This window comes from Nocardia abscessus NBRC 100374 (assembly GCF_000308455.1).
GTDB classification, from domain to species: Bacteria; Actinomycetota; Actinomycetes; order Mycobacteriales; family Mycobacteriaceae; genus Nocardia; species Nocardia abscessus.
This window is the reverse complement of the sequence record NZ_BAFP01000272.1, coordinates 25,278-44,997: the sequence shown is the minus strand read 5'-3', so window position 1 is coordinate 44,997 and position 19,720 is coordinate 25,278. Positions and strand designations below refer to the sequence as shown.

The following is a 19,720-nucleotide window of genomic DNA, read 5'->3' as shown; positions in this document are numbered from 1 at the left end:
GTCGGGAGGATTCACAGAGCCTGCCGACAGGCTCCAGAACTTCGGTACTCCAGCGAAGAGCCGGGCGGCTTCGCCAACCCCGGCGCATCGCCACTCTGCGGGCAATCGGCGCACCGCTATCGCCAGCCGGTGGCGAATTGCAACGCCAGGCTGGACGCTCCGAGGGCGAACGCGAGAATGCCGCCGAAGAGCAGGGGGCGGTACCCCGCCGTGCGTAGACGCTGCGACGTGAGGGTGGTTCCGATAGCGGCCAGGACTGCGGCGATGAGCCAGGCACTGAGATGACTCAGGGGTGGCGACCATGACGGTGGGACGACGCCGGTGGCGGCGAGGGCCGACGCGGCGAGGAACAGCACGACGAAAAGTGGGATGCTGCGCCACAGGGGCGCGGCGGCGCCCGCGTTGTGGCGCGCTCCCAGATGCAGCCCGACGCACATCGGGATGATCGCCAGGCTGCGTACCAGCTTGACGACGACGGCGAATTGCGCCGCGCCGGAACCGAAGGCCACCCCGGCGGCGAGCACCGAGGACGTGTCGTTGATGGCGGTGCCCGCCCACAGGCCGAACGCCTCCTGGGACATGCCGAGCAGGTGGCCGAGCGGCGGATAGACCAGCACCGCAACGACATTGAAGACGAAGATGGTGCCGAGCGCGTAGGCGACACGCTCGCGGTCGGGCTTGATGACGGCGGTGGCGGCGGCGATCGCGGAGGCCCCGCAGATGGTGGTGCCCACCGCTACCAGGATGGCCGACTCCCGGTCCAGAGCCAGCAGCCTGCCGGCGAGGAGCGCGGCCACTGCTCCGATGATCAGCGTGCCGACCACCACGATCATCGTGCTCCGGCCCACGCTGACCACCGCGCCGACCGGCAGGCCGAGACCGAGCAGGACGATGGCGGCACCCAGCAATCGCTGCTGAGCCGAGGCCAGGCCGGGAGCGAACCGTTCGTCCCGGGCCCGGCGCGCGAACACGCCGAATATCGCACCACCGGCCAGCGCGAGCACGGGTACGCCGAGTACGGGCCACACCGTGCCCGCGAATGTCGCGGCGGTGGCGAGAACGGCCGCTGCCGAGAGGCCGGGACCGTGCCTGCGAAGAAATGTCACCTCCACACGATTACAACCGGCACGCGGGCTGGGTAGCCGTCGCGATGACAGCACCTCATAAGCCACGGTGATGGGTGCGGGATGCCCGCGGCTGTTCACCGTTCATAATCTGCCCATGACGTTGCCGCCTGGGACACCTGATCTGGCGGTGCTCGACCTGCTCGTCTCCGTGGCGGAGCTGGGCAGCCTCGGCGCGGCCGCACGCAGGCACGGCATCAGCCAGCCTGCGGCGAGCATGCGGATCAGCGCCCTGGAACGGCGGCTGCGCCTGCGCCTGCTGGATCGTGGCCCTACCGGGTCGGCGCTCACCGACGCGGGGCGCTCGGTGGTGGAGTATGCGCAAGCCGTGCTCGACGCAGCGCGGGCCTTCGGTGCGGGCGTGGCCGCCCTGCACGCCGCTCAGGTTCCGCACTTGCGCATCGCGGCGTCGAAAACCCTTGCTGATCATCGGATCCCGCAGTGGCTCGAGGTCCTCCGCGAATCGTATCCGGAGGTGGCCGTGTCCCTCGAGGTGGACAACACCAGGCATGTCGAGGAAATGGTCCGTAACGGTCGAGCGGACGTCGGTTTCGTCGAGGGACCGCACCCGCCGCCCGGCCTGGGCAGTCGGGTGCTCGGTGCGGACGAACTGGTCGTCGTCGTCGCGCCCGGCCATCCGTGGGCCAGGCGCCGCCGTCCGGTGACGTTGCGTGAACTCGCCACCACTCCCCTGCTGTGGCGCGAGCCGGGTTCCGGGACTCGCGACGCGGTCTGGGAGATCCTGGGTGCGGAATGTCAGCCCGCCCGCCCGGCCGCCGAACTGGGCTCGGCGACGGCCATCGTCGCGTCGGCCCGAGCAGGGGTCGCACCCGCGGTGCTGAGCCGGTTGATCGCGGCGCCCCACCTGGACAGCGGAACCATCACGGAAGTGAGAACGGCCGACTCCGTCGTTCTCACACGAAACTTTCGCGCCATCTGGCGTCGTCAAGCGCCCCCGTCGGGACCAGCGGAAGTTCTGGTCCGGTGTGCCGCGAGCGGCAGCTGAGGTAGCCCGTACGGCGGTTCGACCCAATGGCCCGGCAGCCGTATCAACGGCATGCGAGGGATTCCGGTTCCGCCGACAGGTCACGTGCGGCTGTTCGGGAGGCTGCGCGAGGCAGCTGTTCGCGCGTCGGGCTGGATTCGCCGGGGGAAGGGAGATGCTGTCGGCAATCCAGGCACCACTGTGAAGTGGGAATGGTCTGCAGTAAGTGGATCGGGATCTCGGTGTGACAGCCGCGGCAGCGGCCGTAGCGGCCCGTGGTGATGAGCGTGAGGGTTTCATCGATGTCGGCCAGCGCCTGTCGTGCGGCCGAGACCAATGTGATGGTGACCTCGTGCCTGGCCGTGTCGGCCGGGTCGATGGGTGCGGCAGCGCCGTCGATTTCGGCTTCGAGTTCGGCCAGCTGTTGCAGGCGGAAGCGGCGTTGCTGGTTCAGTACGGCTCGCAGTGCGGGTAGGTGGTCGGTGAGGCGTGCGCGTGAGACGGGGTGTGCGTGGGTCATCCTGTTCTCCAGGGCTGGTGGTTCGAATGCGGTTCGAGATGCGGTCGAGTGAGGAGGGACGGGCCGCCCTGCCAGCGGCCCCTTGTACGACCACCTCCACGCCATCCGGATATTCGCTGACAAGGCCAGGATCGTTTACACGGGACGGCTGCGCTTGTCCGACCGCGACAATCGCGGGTGCGCCACTTGTCCGATTTCTCCACACCTGGGGCCGTTCGACAGCACCCACACACCGCGCTCAGCTGCCTGATCCAGACGATCGTGCGCGCGAGCGCATCGTCGGGCGCGAGCATGATTCACAACACGGCGCCGCGGCTGAACATGCCGACCAGTGGCGATGGCACAGCGCAGGTGCGTCAGGCGCTGTCGGTGACGGCGAGTTCGATCATCATGGCGAGCCTTTTGCGGGGGTCATCCAAGTCGAGATCGGTCACCTCTGCCATCTTGCGCAGTCGGTTACGCACGGTGTTCTCGTGCACGCCGAGCTGCGCACCCGCCCGGACAGGGTCGCCTTGCTCCTGCAACCAGGCCCGCAGCGTCGCCGCATACTGGGTGGAGTTCGTGCGGTCGTGGTGTCGCAACTCCGACACCGGCCCCCGGGCAGGGGTGCGTCCAGAAAGTCCTGCGGTGCGCAACCGTTGTAGCAGGATTTCGTCCCACGACTCGTCATACGCGGGGGGCGCAGCGCCGGCTGAGCGGGCCTCGTGCAGCGCCAGGCATTCGTCGGCCTCTTGGCGCGCCGATGCCAATTCGATGGCCCGGGCAACACCGCTGATACCGGCCGAAACCGTCATATGCGCAGGCAGTGCCGCTTGGAGTTCGTCTATCCAGCGACGTGCCGTCGCCGCATGATCAGCGGGCAGCACGGTGTAGATGCTGTCACCGACCAACGCGCTGCGGCTCGAACGGGACCAGCCGAATCCGGTTGTCGCTCGCTCGAAGACCAACAGCAGCGCCGCGTGCCGCTCGTCCGCGATCCGGGCCCGCAGCGCGATCACCCGCAAGCTCTCCGGCGCCAACCCCAACCTGCTGGCCACCGTCGCCGCGTCCGCAGCGCCCTCCAGCAAACGGATCACCAGGTCGGATTCCACCTGACGTTCCAGGTCCGCGCTTGCCCGCGACCGCAATAGATGCAGGGCCACCGTGCGCGCGCCGTCGGCCAAGGCCATGCGTCGAGCCCCCTCTAACGGTGCCGGGCACGACACCCATACCGAGCCCAGCAAGTGCCGCCCTACGCGTACGGCCACGACCATCCGTCCCGTCATACCGTGCTCTGCCTGCGCGGGAACGAACAACGGCTCTTCCGATGCCGCCAAATGCGCGAAGACACCGCGTGCATCGAACACCGCGCGCAACCATGGCGGCGTCTGCCGGCCCAGTATCGTCTCGACGCGTGCGGGGTCGAGGTGCTGCTGGGGCCTGGAATACGCCAGCACCCGAGACCGGCGGTCCTCGATCGTCACCGCACCCTCGACCGCGTCGGCCAGACTGTCGGCCAGGGCGAACAAATCGGTCGGGCCGCGACCGGCCTCGGTCTCGCGTCCTTCCAGCACCAATCCGTAGACCACCGCGGCCACCTCGCTCCAGGCCATCGCAGGGTCGATCACCATCACCGCCACACCCTCGGTCTCCGGCTCGTCCGCGGCCTTCTCGCCCCCACGGATGAGCGCGACGACAGCCCGCGACGACACCGCCCAGTCCACCGCCTCCGATACCGAGCGGGCCCCGATCCCCAGCAGCACATCGCCCACTTCCGTGGGGTCCTGCGCAGCTCCGTGGATCACCACGCTGCGCAATCGCGCCGACCGGGGAACCGAACCCAATCGCAAGCGGATCCCATAGCCACTCAGTACGTTGGCCAATCGATCCAATGTCACCATGAGCCGCTCCGATGTCGAACCGAAGATGCAGTGAGATCAGGCGCGCGACACGACCGGCCCCGTTGCCACATACCGAACGGTACGCGCACGTCCGATCAACTTTCGCGCATTGTGTCCGGCTGGGCTCCGCGAGCCGGTCGACCCGGCGCGGCGGTCGCGCTCGTCACCGCGACAGCCGTGGCGGTGACGGTCACGATTCGCGGGCATCGTGCGGCGGCCTCTCGTCCCGCGACCCCCGCGATGATCAGTGCGGCCGGTGGAAACCGGGTGATGCGACAGAGAGGTGCAACGTGTCGTCGCGGTGGGTCAGCGTGAGTTCGTACCAGTCGGAGGTACGAGCGTGCGCGAGGATGCCCTCGGCGTCGGTGGAGAGCGTCACTGTCCAGCCGTGCTGCTCCCAGATCCGGACGATCACGGGCGGATAGATGTCTGCGCGGTCCGGGGCCGGTGGGTCGAGGAAGTAGCGGGTCTCCAGCCGGTCGACCTGGTAGATGTTGCCCGCGTCGTCGTCGAACGGAAGTATGGTCTCGCCGTCCGGACCGTCGTGCGGGTGGATGCGCATCTGACCGTCCAGTGCGTCGAGCAGATCGGCGACGAGGTCGCGGATACGGTCGCGCGCGATGTCTTCGGTGAGTTCACGGTTCCATGCGACCGCCCGTGCTGCCCGCAGCACGGACGTGCTCGGCTGCCGGAGTTCTTGCGGTGTCGGCGATTTCACGGGTACGGCGGCCTCGGGCTGGTGATCGCGCTCGAGCTGGAAGCCATAGCTCATCAGTTCGTCGAAGGTCTGGGCGAAGTCCAGGGGCCGATCCAGATGGCCGTCTGCCTCCCAGCCGATGGTGCCGCGGGGCAGATCAGGCGAGACGAAGTAGCGTGTATCGCCCAAGCCCTTGGCGATGAGCATCGCCCGGTCCCCCGGGATGTCCTCGGCCGCTTCCCAATTGCGCACGGGCTCGTCCAAGTTCAGCGCGCGATATGTCTGCATGTCCCGCGGCCGGGTTGGGCCGAAGGAGATGCCATCCAGATCGGTGAACCCCGCGTGCACCGTGCCGAGGAACACCCGCAGCGGCTCGGGCAGGGCATCCCAATACGGCGGCGGGTCGGCGCCGAAGGTCTCGGCGTCCCATCCGATACGGAACTCGTGCGGCTGAAACGGCTTTCGCAGCGCATACAGCAGCACCCAGTCGCCACGCAGCAGGCAGACCCGCACATCGTCGAGGCATTCCTCCAGCACAGCCCCGAATCGCGGCAACAGGTCGACGAATATGTCGAGGTTCCACAAGGCCACTGCGGCGGCGCGCCGGGCACGGGGATCGCCGCCGCCGGCGATCCCGGCCCACCGCGGGGGCACATGGGCTGCGGCCGACGAGCCCGGTTCGACAAGCAGCGCGGAACTGCGACCGAATTCCGCCACGACGCGCGCGAAGTCCACGGTATCCACGACGCCTATCCAACACGATCCCCACTGCTGAGGCAGCATGTCTCTGCTACGACAACTCGGGGACCAGGTAGCTGCTTGTGGCCGCGCAGGTTACCGCGCGTCGGTCGCCGTCAGCACGCGCGCGTCGGCGGTGCGGTCCAGCGGCGCGCCGACCTGCGGGTAGGTCGGATACTCGATGCCCGAGATGTACTGCACCGTGCGCACCACCTGGCACGAGTAGCCGAATTCGTTGTCGTACCAGACATACAGAATCGCGGTGTCACCCTCGACGATCGTGGCGTTGGCATCGATGATCGACGCCGCGCGCGATCCGATGAAATCGCTGGAGACCACGTCCGTGGCGGCGGTGTAATCGAGGTTTCGGCTCAGCGGCCCGGCAAGCGAGACCTGACGCAGGTACGCGAGCACATCGCTCTTCGTCGTCTCCCGCTCGAGCTGCAGGTTCAGAATCGCGACCGAGACGTCGGGGGTGGGTACGCGAATCGAGTTGCCGGTGATCTTGGCCTTGAAGTCCGGCATCGCCTTCGCGACCGCGGACGCGGCACCCGTTTCGGTGAGCACGAGATTGAACGGCGCGGACCGGCCGCGACGGTCCGCCTTGTGATAGTTGTCGAGCAGGTTCTGGTCGTTGGTGAACGAGTGAACCGTCTCCACGTGCCCGCGGATGATGCCGTACTCGTCGTCCATGGCCTTGAGCGGCGGAACGATGGCGTTGGTCGTACAGGAGGCGCACGAGAAGATCTGCTGCGAGAGGTCCAGGCTGCGGTGGTTGACGCCGTGCACGATATTCGGAACGTCGCCCTTGCCGGGCGCGGTGAGGACGACCTTCGCGATGCCGGGGCGCAGATGCTGCGACAGCCCGTCACGATCACGCCACCTACCGGTGTTATCGATCAGGATCGCGTCCTTGATCCCATACGCGGTGTAATCGATCGTCGTCGGATCATCGCTGTAGATGAACTTGATCACGTTCCCATTCGCGGTGATCGTGTCATTGCCGGTATCGACCTTGATCGTGCCGTTGAAGGCGCCGTGCACCGAATCCCTGCGAAGCAACGACGCCCGCTTGGCCAGATCGTCGTCGCCGCCTTTACGCACCACTACGGCACGCAGGCTCAGGCCGTTGCCGGATCCGGCCTTCTCGATGAGCAGGCGGGTGACCAGACGACCGATGCGGCCGAAGCCGTAGAGGACGACATCCCTGGGGCCCGGTGACTGAGCCTTGTTGCCGTTGGTCACCTCGGCCAGCACCGCTGCGGTGAACTCGCGGATCGACAGGCCTCGATCGTCGGCGCGATAGGCCATGACCAACTGGCCGATATCGATCTTGCAAGGCCCCAGATCCAGCTCACTGAGCACTTGCAAGAAGGGAAGGGTCTCGTCCACCGACAACTCTTCGCCCTCGATCTGCCTCGCGAAGCGGTGCGTCCGCAGGATGCTGATCACCGACTTGTTGACCAGCGACCGGCTGTGCAGCAGGATCGTCACACCCTTCCCCCGATACAACGTGCCGATGATGGGAATCATCGCCTCAGCGGCGGCTTCCTGGGCGTTCCAGCGGTCAAGTTGTTCGGTAGTCAACGCAGATCCTCGGATTTCCTCGATTTATTCGCCGTATCGATGCTAATGAGGGCCGCGATATCACCGAGGCCGGATACCCACTGGTGAGGTCGCCAGGTGGTGACGCCGATCGAGCACCTTCGGCCACCATGCGGTGCCGCGACGAGCTGACTCGAGCCCCAAGACACGCGTGACCGAGGACAGCCGCGCGGTTCGAGACCTCCTCGGCCGGTAATCCGCCTGGTCGGTTGTGCTCGCAATCCGTTGGCGGAAGCGAGCATTGGGTTCGCTTGCTTCCGATAGGGTCCGTCTCGTGACGAATAAGCGAATCAATGGACCCATCCTGCTGGCCGCGTCCGCCGCGCTTGTGGCGTTCAGCCCGGTCACCGCCCCGGCGAGCGCGCAAACACCGCTGCAGGCTCCCCAGGTCACCTTTGCGGGCACCGCTCCGGGGACGGTGACCGCGACCGTGCACAACCCCAACGGCACCGGCCGGTGCTGGGCCGAAGCCGGTGTCGGCCCCGAGAACAACCACCGTTTCTTCGGCAACGGCACCCCGGAGTCGATGGCCGGCCCCGGTCAGACCGTGACCACAACGCTGGAAGGGCTCGAACCGGGCACGACCATCAGCGCCCGGGGCGGCTGTTTCGATGACACCGCTACCGGCGGGATGCCGTTCAGCGAGCTGGTGACGGTTACCGTCCCCTGACATGCACCGGCGGCCGACACCGTCGCGGCCCAGTTCGGCCGAGCCTTGCGTGGCTCGGCCGAACCCACAGCCCGCTACTGCCCGTCGCCGCGGCAACGCCGCACTCGGTCCCGCCGACGATTACGCGAGGACCAACTCCGATGAGCACCGCGTCGCGCCTGGCATCTGACCTGACCGCGTCCTGGGCTCATGACCGGTCGACGGGTGTCCGGAGCAGCCGTGCTTGCAGCGCCAGATACAGCAGCGCGGCGTCTGCCGGTATTGCGAATGCTGAACCGGTGAGCTGCTCGATCCGCTTGAGGCGATGCAAGACGGTGTTGCGGTGCAGGTGCAGGCGCTCCCCTACCGCCGACGTCGAGCCGCCGAGCTCGTACCAGGCCAGGGCGGTCTGCACGAGAGCGTCGGCGTCGTCGGGGTGGAGTCGGTCGAATGCGGCGAGCACGTCCGAGAGGACGTCGGCGGCGAGTTCTGGATGGGCCGCGATCAAAGCGCGCGCCGGTGACGAGGCATACCTGTGGATGCCGGTGTCCGCCGTGCTCAGACACCGGAACGCGAGGCGCGCCTGGCCGAGCGCGGCAGGCGCGGATGCGAGGTCGGTGAACGGTTTGCTGGCGCCGGCTCGCGTTGTCGAGCCGTGCAGCGCGTGGTCGAGCGTGACCGGTGAGTGCGCGGCGGCGAGGGCTACCCGGTCATCGGCGATACGGGTGCGGACGGTGGTCACCCCGGTCGCGGCGAGGCGAATATCGCCGACCAGGACTACGAACGTGGCCCGGGCCGGCAGGCGCATCCTTCTGGCCAAGTCGTCGCGCTGCGTCGATGGAAAGTCGGGATCGAGCAGCGCCCGCAACCACCGTTGATCGGGTTGTTCGTCCCCGGTGACAACTACGTTCCGGTATGCGTCGGCCGCCGCGACCGAGTACTCGTCCACAGTGGCCCACACCAGCGTTGACATTCGGGGCAGCGCAGGACGGTCGTGCTGGTCAGCGCGTTCGACGATGATCTCCCAGAACGCCATGCCCGCGACGCGGAAGGCGTGCAGCAGACTGTCCAGCGGAATCCCTCGCTCGGCTTTCAGGCGTCCGGCTCGGCGAGCAGGCTCGAGCGAGTAGGGGGCGTCGGCGATGGCATCGAGCAATGCCGCGAGGCTGTCGGCTACGAGAGTGGTCAATTCATGGTGACCGAGCGCGGCATCGTCGTAGTCCTGCTCATCCTGTTCGATTCTCGCGGTGACCATCTCGGAGATCGCAGGCAAATCGGCCCACAGCTCGCGAAGGAGGCGCGGGCGCTCGATATGCGCGTCCTGGGTCACCGCCGTCAACCTAGCGCCGATTGTGCGTGCGCACAACGGAGGTCTCCGAAGTGGAGGCATACGCCCGTGGCCACCACGGGCGGCCCTCGGCGACACTGCAAATCGTTGGTCTTCGCCACACGCCTTCAGCGTGATCTCACGATCGGAATCCGCCATCATGACCACTGCCACTCGCGAATTGTTCGAGCGCTACCACGCCTGCTGGGTAGACCGCGACCCAGACCGGATCGCCGCGCTCCACACCGTCGACTCGGTCTTCCACTTGCATTCGGGCCAGGAGCCCGCGCGAGGTCGAGACGCCATCCGTGAAGCCGCGGCGGGCACGTTCGCCCTGGTTCCGGACCTGACGTTTCACCTGGTCTCGCTACGCGCCGGCGAGGACTTCTGGGTCGTGCAGTGGCAGCTGACGGGGACGTCGGCAACCGGAAACCGCGTGTGCGTCGACCTCGCGGACTATGTCCTGGTCGAGGGCGGCGCGGTCAAGGAGAAGCACTCTTATGTCGACGGGGTCGCCATGCAGGCCGCCCTTAGTTGAACGCCCACGCTCCACGACGTCGCGACGGGAACAGCCGATGGCTCGGACTACTGGTGCCCGGCCATCGGTGCGGGCCTTTACATTACGGCGGATACTGCCGGAGGACGTGCCGATCGCTCGCGGGCTGCGCTAGGGTCCCTCCGCACATCGCTCCAACCGAAGTGGTTGGAGGCAGCTCGACGTGGGTAATGAACCAGTCGTCTGTCGATGATTCGCTCTGGGGGGGGATTCGTGCCCGAACCTGCTCGCCTGTTTCCGGAAACCGCCACCGCCGCACCGACATTCGTGTTCGTGCACGGCCTGGTCAGCAACAGCTTCTTCTGGACACCCGTGGTCCGTGAATTGGCCTTGCTCGGACACCGCAGCTTGCCGGTGGACCTGCCCGGGCACGGCCTCGACGCCCGGATTCCACTGTCCTACCAGGCGCCTCAGGACCTCGCCGCGTTCACCGCCGGTCCGTCGCCGATTGCCGAGATCACGGTGGAGGACAACGTGGCCCATGTCATCGACGTGGTGCAGAGGGTGCGCCGGCACGGCCCGGTCGTCCTGGTCGGCCACAGCCTCGGCGGCATCACGATAGGCCTCGTCGGCAACGCCATCCCCGAGGCCATCCACCGGATCGTCTACCTCTCCGCGTTCTGCCCCTCCACCCCGGACGCCCCCAGCGCCATAGCTCTGAGCCAGACCCCCGAAGCCACCCAGGACGTCCCGGCCCCGAACCCGGACCACTCACTGTTCCTGGGAATGGAGGCGGTGCCTCCCGGCATCATCCGTTTCAACCTACGTTCGGCCGATATCGAAGCCCTCGAAGATTTCCGGATAACGAATATGCCCGAGGCCACCCTGGAACAGACGCTCACCGTGGCCAACTTCGTCCTTCAACCCGAGGACGGCGCGCACACCAGCTTCGCCGACGCCCGGGTCGAGGCCGACACATGGGGACGGATACCCCGCAGCTACATCCGCCTCACCCGAGACCACGTCATCTCCGCGGCCCTCACCACGAAGATGATCGACGACGCCGACCGCCTGACACCGGCCAACCCCTTCGACGTCCACAGTCTGCCCGCCGGCCACGCAGGTGTCATACTTCAAGCTCGCGAACTGGCAGCCATCCTCGACCGACTCGTCTGAGCCTCACCCAGTCGCGGACCACACTCGGCCTCGGCGCGGGCGCGCAGTCTGCCCGCCGCAGCGGTCCGGTGACGTCGCAAATTAGCAGCTACCGTAACGGTTGTGGCGGGTTTCGTGTCGGGATCCACGGTGCACAGGTCGAGAGGTATCGCACGGTCGAGTGTGGATGACGGGCGAGCGCTGAACCGCCGGGGCGTTACTGCTGAAGGAAAAACGCTTTGGGCGCCTGCTATCGTCCGTGGTGTGGCCGTCGTAGTGCTTGCGCACCGATTTATCGGCCCCCGAGCCCTTGAAGGGTGCTGCCGGGGCCGGATTCGCCACGTTCGCTGAGCTGAGCCGACTGCTCCTGGACAGCGCTCGGGGCTCGGGGGTTTCCGTTACCCCGTCCCGATTCTCGGCTAGGAGCCTGCCTTGCCTGTTCATCTTTCCGTCGACCAACTCGCCCGGGATCTGTCCATCCGGGATCTCACCGACCCTGCGGCCGGTCCGCATGCTCTCCAACTCGTCCTCGACCGCGCCGTCGACGCGTTGGCGCAGCAGTGGGGATGCGAGGTCCGCTGGTGGCGCGGCGAACGCATCGTCACCGCCGGCGACAACTACGACAACCTCGGCTACCGCGGCGACGATGTCACCCGTGACGCCCGCTATACCCGCTATGTCGACGACCGGCGGATGCTGCGTAGCCATTCGACCGCATTGATTCCCGGTGCACTGCGGGCACTGGCCACCGATCCGGTCGATGATGTGCTGCTGGTCTGTCCCGGAATCGTCTACCGCCGCGACAGCATCGATCGGCTGCACACCGGGACACCCCACCAGCTCGACCTGTGGCGCGTCACCCGCCGACCAGCGCCCATGACCACCGCCGACCTCGACGAAATGATCACTGTCCTCGTCGACGCGCTGCTGCCCGGGGCCCAGCATCGTCACGAGGACCGCGTGCACTCCTACACCGTGCTGGGGCGCCAGGTGGACGTGGCCCGCGACGGGGAGTGGATCGAGGTTGCCGAGTGCGGCCTGGCCGATCCCCGCGTGCTGCGGCGGGCAGGGATGGACCGCGCATACAGCGGACTCGCCCTCGGCATGGGGCTGGATCGAATGCTCATGCTGCGCAAGGGCATCGACGACATCCGCATTCTGCGGTCGACCGATCCTGCCGTGGTAGTTCAGCTGACCCATCTCGCACCCTACCGGCCGGTGTCGGCCATGCCCGCGATCCGCCGCGACCTGTCCGTTGCCGTGGACCACGACGACCAGGCCGAAGATCTCGGCGATCGGGTACGCGACGCCCTCGGCCCGGCCGCCGACTGTGTGGAGAGCGTCGAGATCCTCGCCCGGACACCGTGCTCGCGACTCCCCCCGCAGGCCCTCCAGCGGCTCGGAGCCCGCTCGGACCAGGAGAACTTGCTGCTCGCAGTGGTCCTGCGCCATCTGGATCGAACCCTCACCGACCACGAGGCCAACCAGCTGCGCGACCGCATCTACGCCGCCGTCCATCAGGGCAGCGCCCACCAATGGGCGGCAACCAGCTGAATCCCGCAGCCGGGCCGAACGCACGGAATGCGGTGCGGTTGGCTGCGTCGTGGTCGGTGCGCGCCCTTCGGCGGCGCAGGGTGTCAGTCGATGATGGCGGTGGCCTCGACCTCGACCAGCAGATCGGGTTCGCCCAGCGCGGCGACACCCAGCAAAGTGATCGGTTTGACGGGGTCGACCCCCAGCTTCGCGGCCGCCCTGGCCACGCCTTCGCCCAGCAACGGCATCTTGTCCGGGGACCAGTCGACCACGTAGATGGTCAGTTTCGCCACGTCGTCGAATGATCCGCCGATCCCGGCCATGGCCGTGCCGATATTGAGGTAGGCCTGTTCGACTTGCGCGGCGAGATCCCCTGCACCGACCGGGTTTCCGTCGGCGTCGCGGGCCACCTGCCCGGCCAGGAATACCAGCCTCGATCCGGTGGCGATCGACAATTGCCGGTACACCTCGGGTTTCGGCAGTCCGTCCGGGTTGACCAACTCCACGGCCATACAGCACTCCTTACTCACGCAAGATCGACAATCTGAACATAGCAATGCTATGTATTGTGGCGCCATGGTGAGGACGAAAAACGCCGCGGTCCGCAACCAACTGATCGAGCGGGCCGCGCAGATGCTGCGCACTCGGGAGCCGGTCACTCTGCGCTCGGTCGTCGCGGGTACCGGCCTGTCGACCATGGCCGTCTACACCTACTTCGGCGGGATGGACGGTCTGTGGCAGGCGATGCGCCAGGAGGGGTTCACCCGTTTGGCCGCCGAACTCAATTCGGTCACGCCGACCACGGACCCGGTCCGAGACCTCGCCGCCCTCGGGGCGGCATACCTGTCCAACGCCCTGGCCAACCCCGACCTCTACCGGGTCATGTTCGACGCCGGCTTCGAACTGGAAGACCCGGCGGCCGCGGACGAAACCCTGCATTGCCTGGTGCGCGCTGTCGAACGGGCGAAAGACATCGGGCGGTTTCGCCCTGATGTCGACCCCCTGGTCCTCGCTACACAGAGCTGGACCATTGGCCATGGACTGGTGTCCCTCGTGGCATCCGGCCCCCTACCGCGCCACGCACTCGACTACGGCGCACCCATGCTCACCGCCTTGTTCACCAGCTGCGGCGACGACCCCGACAGCTGCAGCCGGTCAGTCGAACTCGGCTGGCGTCCCAACCCTCACCGGGAATGACCCCGCAAGCAACCTTCGCCTGTCATCCGCTCTCAGGCATTGCGGCAGGTGAGATCACCGGAACCGTTCGACCATCAGGCCGCGTCGCGCTCGATCGAGGAGAACGCGGAGGCAACTGGTTCCGCGGCCGCCGCGCCGACCGGGCTCCCGGGGTCGAGGACCGATCAGGTCAGCTCGAGGCTGAGCTGGGCACCCAGTTCGCGAAATCCGAGGGAAGCAGCGACCCGCCTGGACTCCCTCGTCCGAGCCCGCCATTGCGGTAGCAATCCGATCTCGAGTGCGTGTTCCACCGCTGCCGATCCTGTTACCCGGGCCAACCCCTGACCGCGTCGGTCCGGTGCGGTCAGCACACTCAGGTGAGCGACTCGGCGCGGCCACGAGCGATAGCCGGCCGCGGAGAGGACTTCACCGGATTCCCGGATCACGAACACTGCGGAAGTGATTTCGTCCAAGCCGCTTTCAGCCCTATCGGCATCACCTGCGAGCACCCCCAGTCGACGCAGATCGGGATGCTGGGCGGGCAGCCGCTCTACCTCATGCGAACAAGCCGCGGCCGGACGGAATGCTTCTTCGTCGACGTAGGCCAACGTGGCGGGACCGAGTATCTCGGCCACGGGCAGCACTGCCGCGAGCGCTTCGGGGTCGGTGAAGTCGGCCACCGAGAGCTTCTCGACTACCGATTCGATCGTCGCCGCGACGGCGGGACTGGGAGCGGTCACGATCGCTTGCCCATCCAACGCGACGACACCGGCCCATCCCGGTGGACAGATCTGCGCCGATGGCGAGACCACCACGGTCACGCCATTCGACGGGGGGAACGAAACCGGCACTGCGGCCAAGCCCTCCCACAGCAGACGGGCTCTCGCCAGCAACGAATCTGTCGACACGCCACCATTCTGCTTCGAAACGCCCACACTGAGTCACGGATCCTGCACGCCGAGGCGCCCCGCTATCAGACGGTGTGCTCACCAAGCCCAATCCAGTGCAGCAGCGCGCCGACTGACGCCGCGACGTCAACGTTTCGTCGCGGCCAGTCCGCTGGAGGGGGCGGGTGCCGCCAGTGGCGGCGGTGAATGCCGCGATCGTTGAGCGCGCCGCCGACAGATGCTCTGGTTATAGGTGAGAAGGGCGTGTGATGTCACACCGTGCGGCCGGAACACCTCTATGGCTCTGCCCCGGAGTGGATCCGGGCAGGTGTCAGGAGCAGAAATATGACCATCTCGAACAACCTCGACAAAGCCTTGCTCGTGCGGCACGACGAAGCCGAGACCCTGGAAACCATGGGGGTGCGGCTGTATGCCGATCACGATATGACCGGCGGAAAGCTGAGCGCGAATCGCGCTTTCCTGCCAGCGGGCGCGGAAGGTCCTCCGCCGCACTATCATTCGACGTCCGCCGAATTGTTCTACATGCTCGGCGGTGCGTTGCGGGTGCTGGCCGGCGATGAAATCCACGTGATCGGCGGGGGTGATTTCCTGTTGATCCCGCCGAACATGACGCACGCTTGGGCAGCTCCCGCGACCACATCCGCGGACGTTCTAGTGATCTTCACCCCCGGTATCGAACGATTCGACTACTTCCGGCTGGGCGACCGCATCCGCAAGGGCGAAGCGAGCCCGCTCGAAATTCTCGATACCCAGGAGAGATTCGACAACCATTTCGTCGACAGCCCGATCTGGCGACAGGCTCAGAAGGGCGATGATCGCGGTCCGCTGGATGGGAACGGGCACCGCACCGAATTCCTCGCCAGTGGGGTACTCCGAAGCCGGCCCGGCGCAGCCGACCGACCGGCAACCGGTGGGAGTTGAGTCAGCGTATGTACCGCAGCAGTGAGTCGGCGGCCGCGCGATTCCGACGTCGCTGAACGAGCCGGAAGATGACCGGCGGTGGCGGACACTCCTCGGACGAGGCAGGGTCCGCCACCGCAGCTCGAAGAGGCGGTCGGCCGTATTGCCGCTACGAATCTCGGCCGGCCTGCCTGACACCGCGTCGCCATACCTCGGCGATATTGCCGGCGGCGGCGATGTCGCGGGTCGGATCACCGTTCACCAAAAGCAGGTCGGCGCGCATCCCCGCGGCGATTCGGCCGCGATCGCCGAGTGCGAAGTGGCGGGCGGGCCCGCTGGTCGCAGCGGCGAGCACTTCCTCGGCGGTGAGGCCCGCTTCGGTGAGCAGTTGCAGCTCGCGCTGCATACCCGTGCCGTGCGCGGGCACGAACGGCGTGGCATCGGTGCCGGCCAGCAACGGCACGCCCGCGCGGTGCATGGCCCGGACCGCGTCGGCGGCGTTGGCGGAGCTGCCGGGACGGGCACAGCCGCCGGTGCGCTGGGCGGTGAGCACCTCGAAGTAAGCCAGTGTGGTGACCACGAATACGCCACGCTTTCGGACCTGCTCGGCCAATACCGCGGTGGCTGGATCGCCCGGGGCGATGTCCGACCAGACATGGGCCAGCCCGTCGACACCGGCTTCGAGTGCGATCCGCACCTCCGCGGCAGTGATCGCGTGCGCGATGACCCGTAGCCCCGCTTCGTGGGCTGCGTCGGCCAAAGCGGCTACGGTTTGGGGTGTCATCACCGGAAGTGGTGCGCCGTGCACGGAGCCGTCGTCGATGACGATCTTCAGATAGTCGGCTCCCTCGGCCAGCCTTCCCGCGACGAAGTCCGACGCCTGTGCCGGATCGGACACGAAGTCGATCGCGACCGGGTCCAGGCTGTCCAGGGCAGTGTCGGACAAGGCGCCGAGCAGCTGAGTCGGGTGGCCGCCGGGTGCAGTGGCCAGCGTTCCCGCGCTGCGGAAGTCGGCGACGTCGTCGCACTCGGCCGCCAGTCGTCGCTGCTCGGTGAGCACCGACGGCAAGCAGAACATGTCGAGTTCGGTGGTGACCCCGTGCCGCAACGCCTGCGCGAGACTGCCGTCGAAAACGTGCGTGTGCGCGTCGATCAGACCGGGAAGCAGTGTCCGCTCGGTGCCGTCGATCTCGACGTCGACCGCCGCGCCGTCGCCGCCGCCGACCGCGACGATCAGATCGTCCTCGATCACCACGTCGGCCCGCGCAGTGGTGCGCTCACCGTCGAAAACTCGGACGCCGTGAATCAAAGTACGCATGCCATATCTCCTCGACTGTCGTGACTTCCGGGCCGGCCCGGACGCACACCACTGAGGAGGGCGGCCTACGAACTGTGACATGGCGAGAGAGTCGGTGACATAGATCACTTCGTGGGAGTTCATGTCACACTCCTGAGGTGGTGAACCTCTTCGGTCCCGACACAGGAGGAGGTCCACCAATGAGTTCGACACCCCAGAACGCCGTCGGCGCCGTCACCGAACGGTTTCTCAGCTATCGCGAACTGCTGTTCGCGGTGGTCTACAACATGCTGGGCAGCGTCGCCGACACCGAAGACGTGCTGCAGGAGGTATGGCTGGTCTGGGCCGCCCGGCATCGCGACCCAGCCTGCGAACCTGTCGACAACGCGCGGGCCTATCTCGTTCGAATCGCCGCCAACCAGGCACTGGCCCGTCGCGCCGACCTGAGCCGACGCCGGGAGTCCTACATCGGGCCTTGGCTGCCGGAGCCGTTGGTCACCGCCGAAGGCGAGGTCACCGGCGCTGTCGAACGCGCGGAATCGCTGTCGATGGCGATGCTGGTGGTGCTGGAGACGCTCTCACCGTTGGAGCGTGCGGTATTCGTGCTGCACGACGTCTTCGGCTTCGGTCATCCCGAGATCGCCGAGATTCTCACTCGTTCCCCGGCGGCGGTGCGCCAGCTCGCCGCTCGCGCCCGCAGGCACGTCCACGCCCGCCGCCCGCGGCACCGGATCGATCCGGATACGCACGCCCAGGTCACCGAACGGTTCGCCGCGGCGGCGCTCGGTGACGACCTCCCAGCGCTGCTCGAGGTACTGGCTCCGGATGTCACGCTGTGGACCGACGGCGGCGGCAAGGGGCCCGCCACCAGCCTCCAGCCCGTCCACGGCCGTGCCGACGTAGCCGCACTGTTCACCTCCGTCGCCGCCACGCTGCCGCCCGGCGGGCTCGACATCCGCTACAGCCGGGTCGCGGGCGACCCGTGTGCGCTCGTCTTCTCCGGCGACGGACCGCTCGCGATCGTCGTCGTCGATCTCACCTCCGACGGAGATCGCATCTCCGGGATCTACTCCATCACCAATCCGGACAAGCTGAACGGTCTGCGCTGACGGCGACACTGTCCAGGTCGTCACGCAGGGTTCGCCCATGGTGCACGCGGTCGAGCATGCGGCGCAGGCTGTCCCCGAACCCGGGCGAAGACGTCACAAGATCGCGAGATCCCGCACCGCCCAAAGCGCCGTTGACGCCGCAGCTTCGGTGCGCAGCCGGCGAACGCCAGCACAATGACGGGCAATTGCGCATTGAGACCGCGGTGGAGCTGCGCTGGCACGCCATCACGACGTCGGGGCCCTCGACCTCCGGCGCGCACGCTACCTACGCCCGGAACGGAAATCATTTGTCGGCGGACGTTTCTCACTGCTTGTGCGTGCTATTCGGTAAGGACTGGACACACCCCGCCCTGATCGGGGTTTCGACCGAACAGTTCGAAGGAGGCCCCGTGGCCGACAACAGCCATCGTTCCGCCGAGACCGGCGAATATGTGAGCGAGCAGACCGCAGCAGAGAACCCGAAGACCACCCTCGGCGAGGACGAGCCGCACGGCGGTGACAACCGGCGCGACCGCTCGGCGATCACCGGTCACTTCGTCAAGCCCGACACCAGCCGCCGCCACCCCGACACCACCGTCACCGAGAACGGCTGACGCCCGCGTCAGCCGACGGTGGAGGCGCGCTCGACCAGATGCGGACGGAAGCAGATGTGTTCCGGCTCTCCCCCGCCGTCCGCCGCCGCGACCAGCAGATCGATGGCGGAGGAGCCGATCTCGGCGCGCGGCTGGCGGATGGAAGTGAGCGGGACGATGGCGGACTGGGCGAAATCGATGTCGTCGTAACCGACCAGCGCCACGTCTGTGGGCACGGCGACGCCGTGCAGCGCGAGGGCCTGGAGGACGCCGATAGCGAGCAGGTCGTTGACGCAGAACACGGCGTCGGGGCGTTCGCCGACGGGCAGGGCGGCGATGTGCTCACCGGCATCGCGCCCGGCCAGGACAGTAGGGGCGGGCGTATCGATGACGGTGAGGGTGACGCCCGGGTGCTCGGCGGCGGCGCGGCCTGCGCCGGTGCGGCGGTCGGCCACCTGCGAGAGTGACGCGGGGCCGCCGACGACGGCGATGCGGCGGCGGCCGGTGGTGCACAGATGCCGTACGGCCAGGTCGCCGCCGGCGACGTCGTCCACGGCGACCGAGGAGAACGGCGTGCCGTGCCCGTCGCGGTCGACCAGCACCACCGGCACGCCGCGGTTGCGCAGTGCGGTGAGCCGATCCTCGCCCTGGCCGGAGGGGGAGATCATGAGCCCGAAAACACGCTGCTCTTCGAAGGTTTCGAGGTAGAGGCGCTCGCGGCGCGGGTCGTCGTCGCTGGAGCCCAGCAGCACCACCAGGTCGTGTTCGGCGGCGCGCTGCTGGGCGGCGCGCGCCACGTCGGAGAAGAACGGGTTGCTGATGTCGAGCACCACCAGGCCGACGCACCGGGAGCGGCCTGCCTTGAGCTGGCGTGCCGCGTCGTTACGGACGAAGCCGAGGCGGTCGATGGCGGCGAGCACGCGCTGCACGGTGGCAGGGGCGACCTTGTCGGGAGTGTTGAGCACATTGGAGACGGTGCCCACCGACACCGACGCCGCAGCGGCGACCTCCCGCATGCTCACCACCGGTGCTCACACCTCCTCCGTGCC

At 67.5% G+C, this 19,720-nt stretch carries 19 protein-coding genes; 9 read left to right on the top strand and 10 right to left on the bottom strand.

Annotated elements, in window-relative coordinates:
- Positions 1–116: 116 nt before the first annotated feature.
- Positions 117–1,106 (bottom strand): YeiH family protein, encoded by a 990-nt coding sequence (locus tag ON19_RS35750; protein WP_043703476.1) that lies wholly within the window; start codon positions 1,104–1,106, stop codon positions 117–119.
- Positions 1,107–1,221: 115 nt separating this feature from the next.
- On the opposite strand from ON19_RS35750, the gene ON19_RS35745 reads away from it, so the two are divergent.
- The gene (locus tag ON19_RS35745; protein ID WP_043703473.1) at positions 1,222–2,130 is read left to right on the top strand and encodes a LysR family transcriptional regulator; all 909 of its coding nucleotides are present in this window, start codon (positions 1,222–1,224) and stop codon (positions 2,128–2,130) included.
- A 43-nt stretch (positions 2,131–2,173) separates the two neighbouring features.
- On the opposite strand, the gene ON19_RS39540 is transcribed toward ON19_RS35745, so the two are convergent.
- The 4 genes from ON19_RS39540 to ON19_RS35725 all read right to left on the bottom strand — a co-directional run bounded on the left by ON19_RS39540 (position 2,174) and on the right by ON19_RS35725 (position 7,531).
- Positions 2,174–2,629: a TraR/DksA family transcriptional regulator gene (locus tag ON19_RS39540; protein ID WP_051169655.1), complete on the bottom strand. Its 456-nt coding sequence runs from the start codon at positions 2,627–2,629 to the stop codon at positions 2,174–2,176.
- Between the two features lie 356 nt (positions 2,630–2,985).
- Positions 2,986–4,509, bottom strand: coding sequence for a PucR family transcriptional regulator (locus ON19_RS35735; protein WP_043703299.1), 1,524 nt, complete (start codon positions 4,507–4,509; stop codon positions 2,986–2,988).
- A gap of 244 nt (positions 4,510–4,753) precedes the next feature.
- Complete coding sequence (locus ON19_RS35730; protein WP_043703297.1) at positions 4,754–5,950, bottom strand: hypothetical protein; 1,197 nt, start codon at positions 5,948–5,950, stop codon at positions 4,754–4,756.
- Positions 5,951–6,040: 90 nt separating this feature from the next.
- Positions 6,041–7,531 (bottom strand): glyceraldehyde-3-phosphate dehydrogenase, encoded by a 1,491-nt coding sequence (locus ON19_RS35725; RefSeq protein WP_051169654.1) that lies wholly within the window; start codon positions 7,529–7,531, stop codon positions 6,041–6,043.
- 292 nt (positions 7,532–7,823) lie between these two features.
- Here ON19_RS35725 and ON19_RS35720 point away from each other — a divergent pair, with 292 nt between their 5' ends.
- Positions 7,824–8,219, top strand: coding sequence for a hypothetical protein (locus ON19_RS35720; protein WP_043703294.1), 396 nt, complete (start codon positions 7,824–7,826; stop codon positions 8,217–8,219).
- Positions 8,220–8,406: 187 nt separating this feature from the next.
- Here ON19_RS35720 and ON19_RS35715 read toward each other — a convergent pair whose 3' ends face one another.
- The gene (locus ON19_RS35715) at positions 8,407–9,528 is read right to left on the bottom strand and encodes a PucR family transcriptional regulator (RefSeq protein WP_043703291.1); all 1,122 of its coding nucleotides are present in this window, start codon (positions 9,526–9,528) and stop codon (positions 8,407–8,409) included.
- A 157-nt stretch (positions 9,529–9,685) separates the two neighbouring features.
- Here ON19_RS35715 and ON19_RS35710 point away from each other — a divergent pair, with 157 nt between their 5' ends.
- The 3 genes from ON19_RS35710 (at position 9,686) to srmL (ending at position 12,730) form a co-directional block, all read left to right on the top strand.
- Entirely contained in the window at positions 9,686–10,063 is a 378-nt protein-coding gene (locus ON19_RS35710) for a nuclear transport factor 2 family protein (RefSeq protein WP_043703287.1), read from the top strand.
- A 231-nt stretch (positions 10,064–10,294) separates the two neighbouring features.
- Positions 10,295–11,197, top strand: coding sequence for an alpha/beta hydrolase (locus ON19_RS35705; RefSeq protein ID WP_218006537.1), 903 nt, complete (start codon positions 10,295–10,297; stop codon positions 11,195–11,197).
- A gap of 411 nt (positions 11,198–11,608) precedes the next feature.
- Positions 11,609–12,730 (top strand): PheS-related mystery ligase SrmL, encoded by a 1,122-nt coding sequence (gene srmL / locus ON19_RS35700; RefSeq protein WP_043703284.1) that lies wholly within the window; start codon positions 11,609–11,611, stop codon positions 12,728–12,730.
- An 83-nt stretch (positions 12,731–12,813) separates the two neighbouring features.
- Here srmL and ON19_RS35695 read toward each other — a convergent pair whose 3' ends face one another.
- Positions 12,814–13,221: a RidA family protein gene (locus ON19_RS35695; RefSeq protein WP_043703282.1), complete on the bottom strand. Its 408-nt coding sequence runs from the start codon at positions 13,219–13,221 to the stop codon at positions 12,814–12,816.
- A 64-nt stretch (positions 13,222–13,285) separates the two neighbouring features.
- Here ON19_RS35695 and ON19_RS35690 point away from each other — a divergent pair, with 64 nt between their 5' ends.
- Positions 13,286–13,906, top strand: coding sequence for a TetR/AcrR family transcriptional regulator (locus ON19_RS35690; protein ID WP_043703465.1), 621 nt, complete (start codon positions 13,286–13,288; stop codon positions 13,904–13,906).
- 164 nt (positions 13,907–14,070) lie between these two features.
- Here ON19_RS35690 and ON19_RS35685 read toward each other — a convergent pair whose 3' ends face one another.
- The gene (locus ON19_RS35685; RefSeq protein WP_043703279.1) at positions 14,071–14,793 is read right to left on the bottom strand and encodes a GNAT family N-acetyltransferase; all 723 of its coding nucleotides are present in this window, start codon (positions 14,791–14,793) and stop codon (positions 14,071–14,073) included.
- 258 nt (positions 14,794–15,051) lie between these two features.
- Here ON19_RS35685 and ON19_RS35680 point away from each other — a divergent pair, with 258 nt between their 5' ends.
- Complete coding sequence (locus ON19_RS35680) at positions 15,052–15,714, top strand: cupin domain-containing protein (RefSeq protein WP_218006536.1); 663 nt, start codon at positions 15,052–15,054, stop codon at positions 15,712–15,714.
- Between the two features lie 148 nt (positions 15,715–15,862).
- Here the strand turns inward: ON19_RS35680 and ON19_RS35675 are convergent, their stop codons facing one another.
- Positions 15,863–17,011 (bottom strand): amidohydrolase family protein, encoded by a 1,149-nt coding sequence (locus ON19_RS35675; protein ID WP_043703277.1) that lies wholly within the window; start codon positions 17,009–17,011, stop codon positions 15,863–15,865.
- Between the two features lie 179 nt (positions 17,012–17,190).
- On the opposite strand from ON19_RS35675, the gene sigJ reads away from it, so the two are divergent.
- Both sigJ and ON19_RS44315 read left to right on the top strand, forming a co-directional pair.
- Positions 17,191–18,099, top strand: a complete 909-nt coding sequence (sigJ, locus tag ON19_RS35670) for an RNA polymerase sigma factor SigJ (protein WP_043703275.1) — start codon at positions 17,191–17,193, stop codon at positions 18,097–18,099.
- 131 nt (positions 18,100–18,230) lie between these two features.
- Positions 18,231–18,692 carry a hypothetical protein gene (locus ON19_RS44315; RefSeq protein ID WP_227954764.1) on the top strand — a complete coding sequence of 154 codons (462 nt, stop codon included), beginning with the start codon at positions 18,231–18,233 and terminating at the stop codon, positions 18,690–18,692.
- 8 nt (positions 18,693–18,700) lie between these two features.
- On the opposite strand, the gene ON19_RS35660 is transcribed toward ON19_RS44315, so the two are convergent.
- Positions 18,701–19,687: a LacI family DNA-binding transcriptional regulator gene (locus tag ON19_RS35660; protein WP_043703458.1), complete on the bottom strand. Its 987-nt coding sequence runs from the start codon at positions 19,685–19,687 to the stop codon at positions 18,701–18,703.
- Positions 19,688–19,720 lie beyond the last annotated feature (33 nt).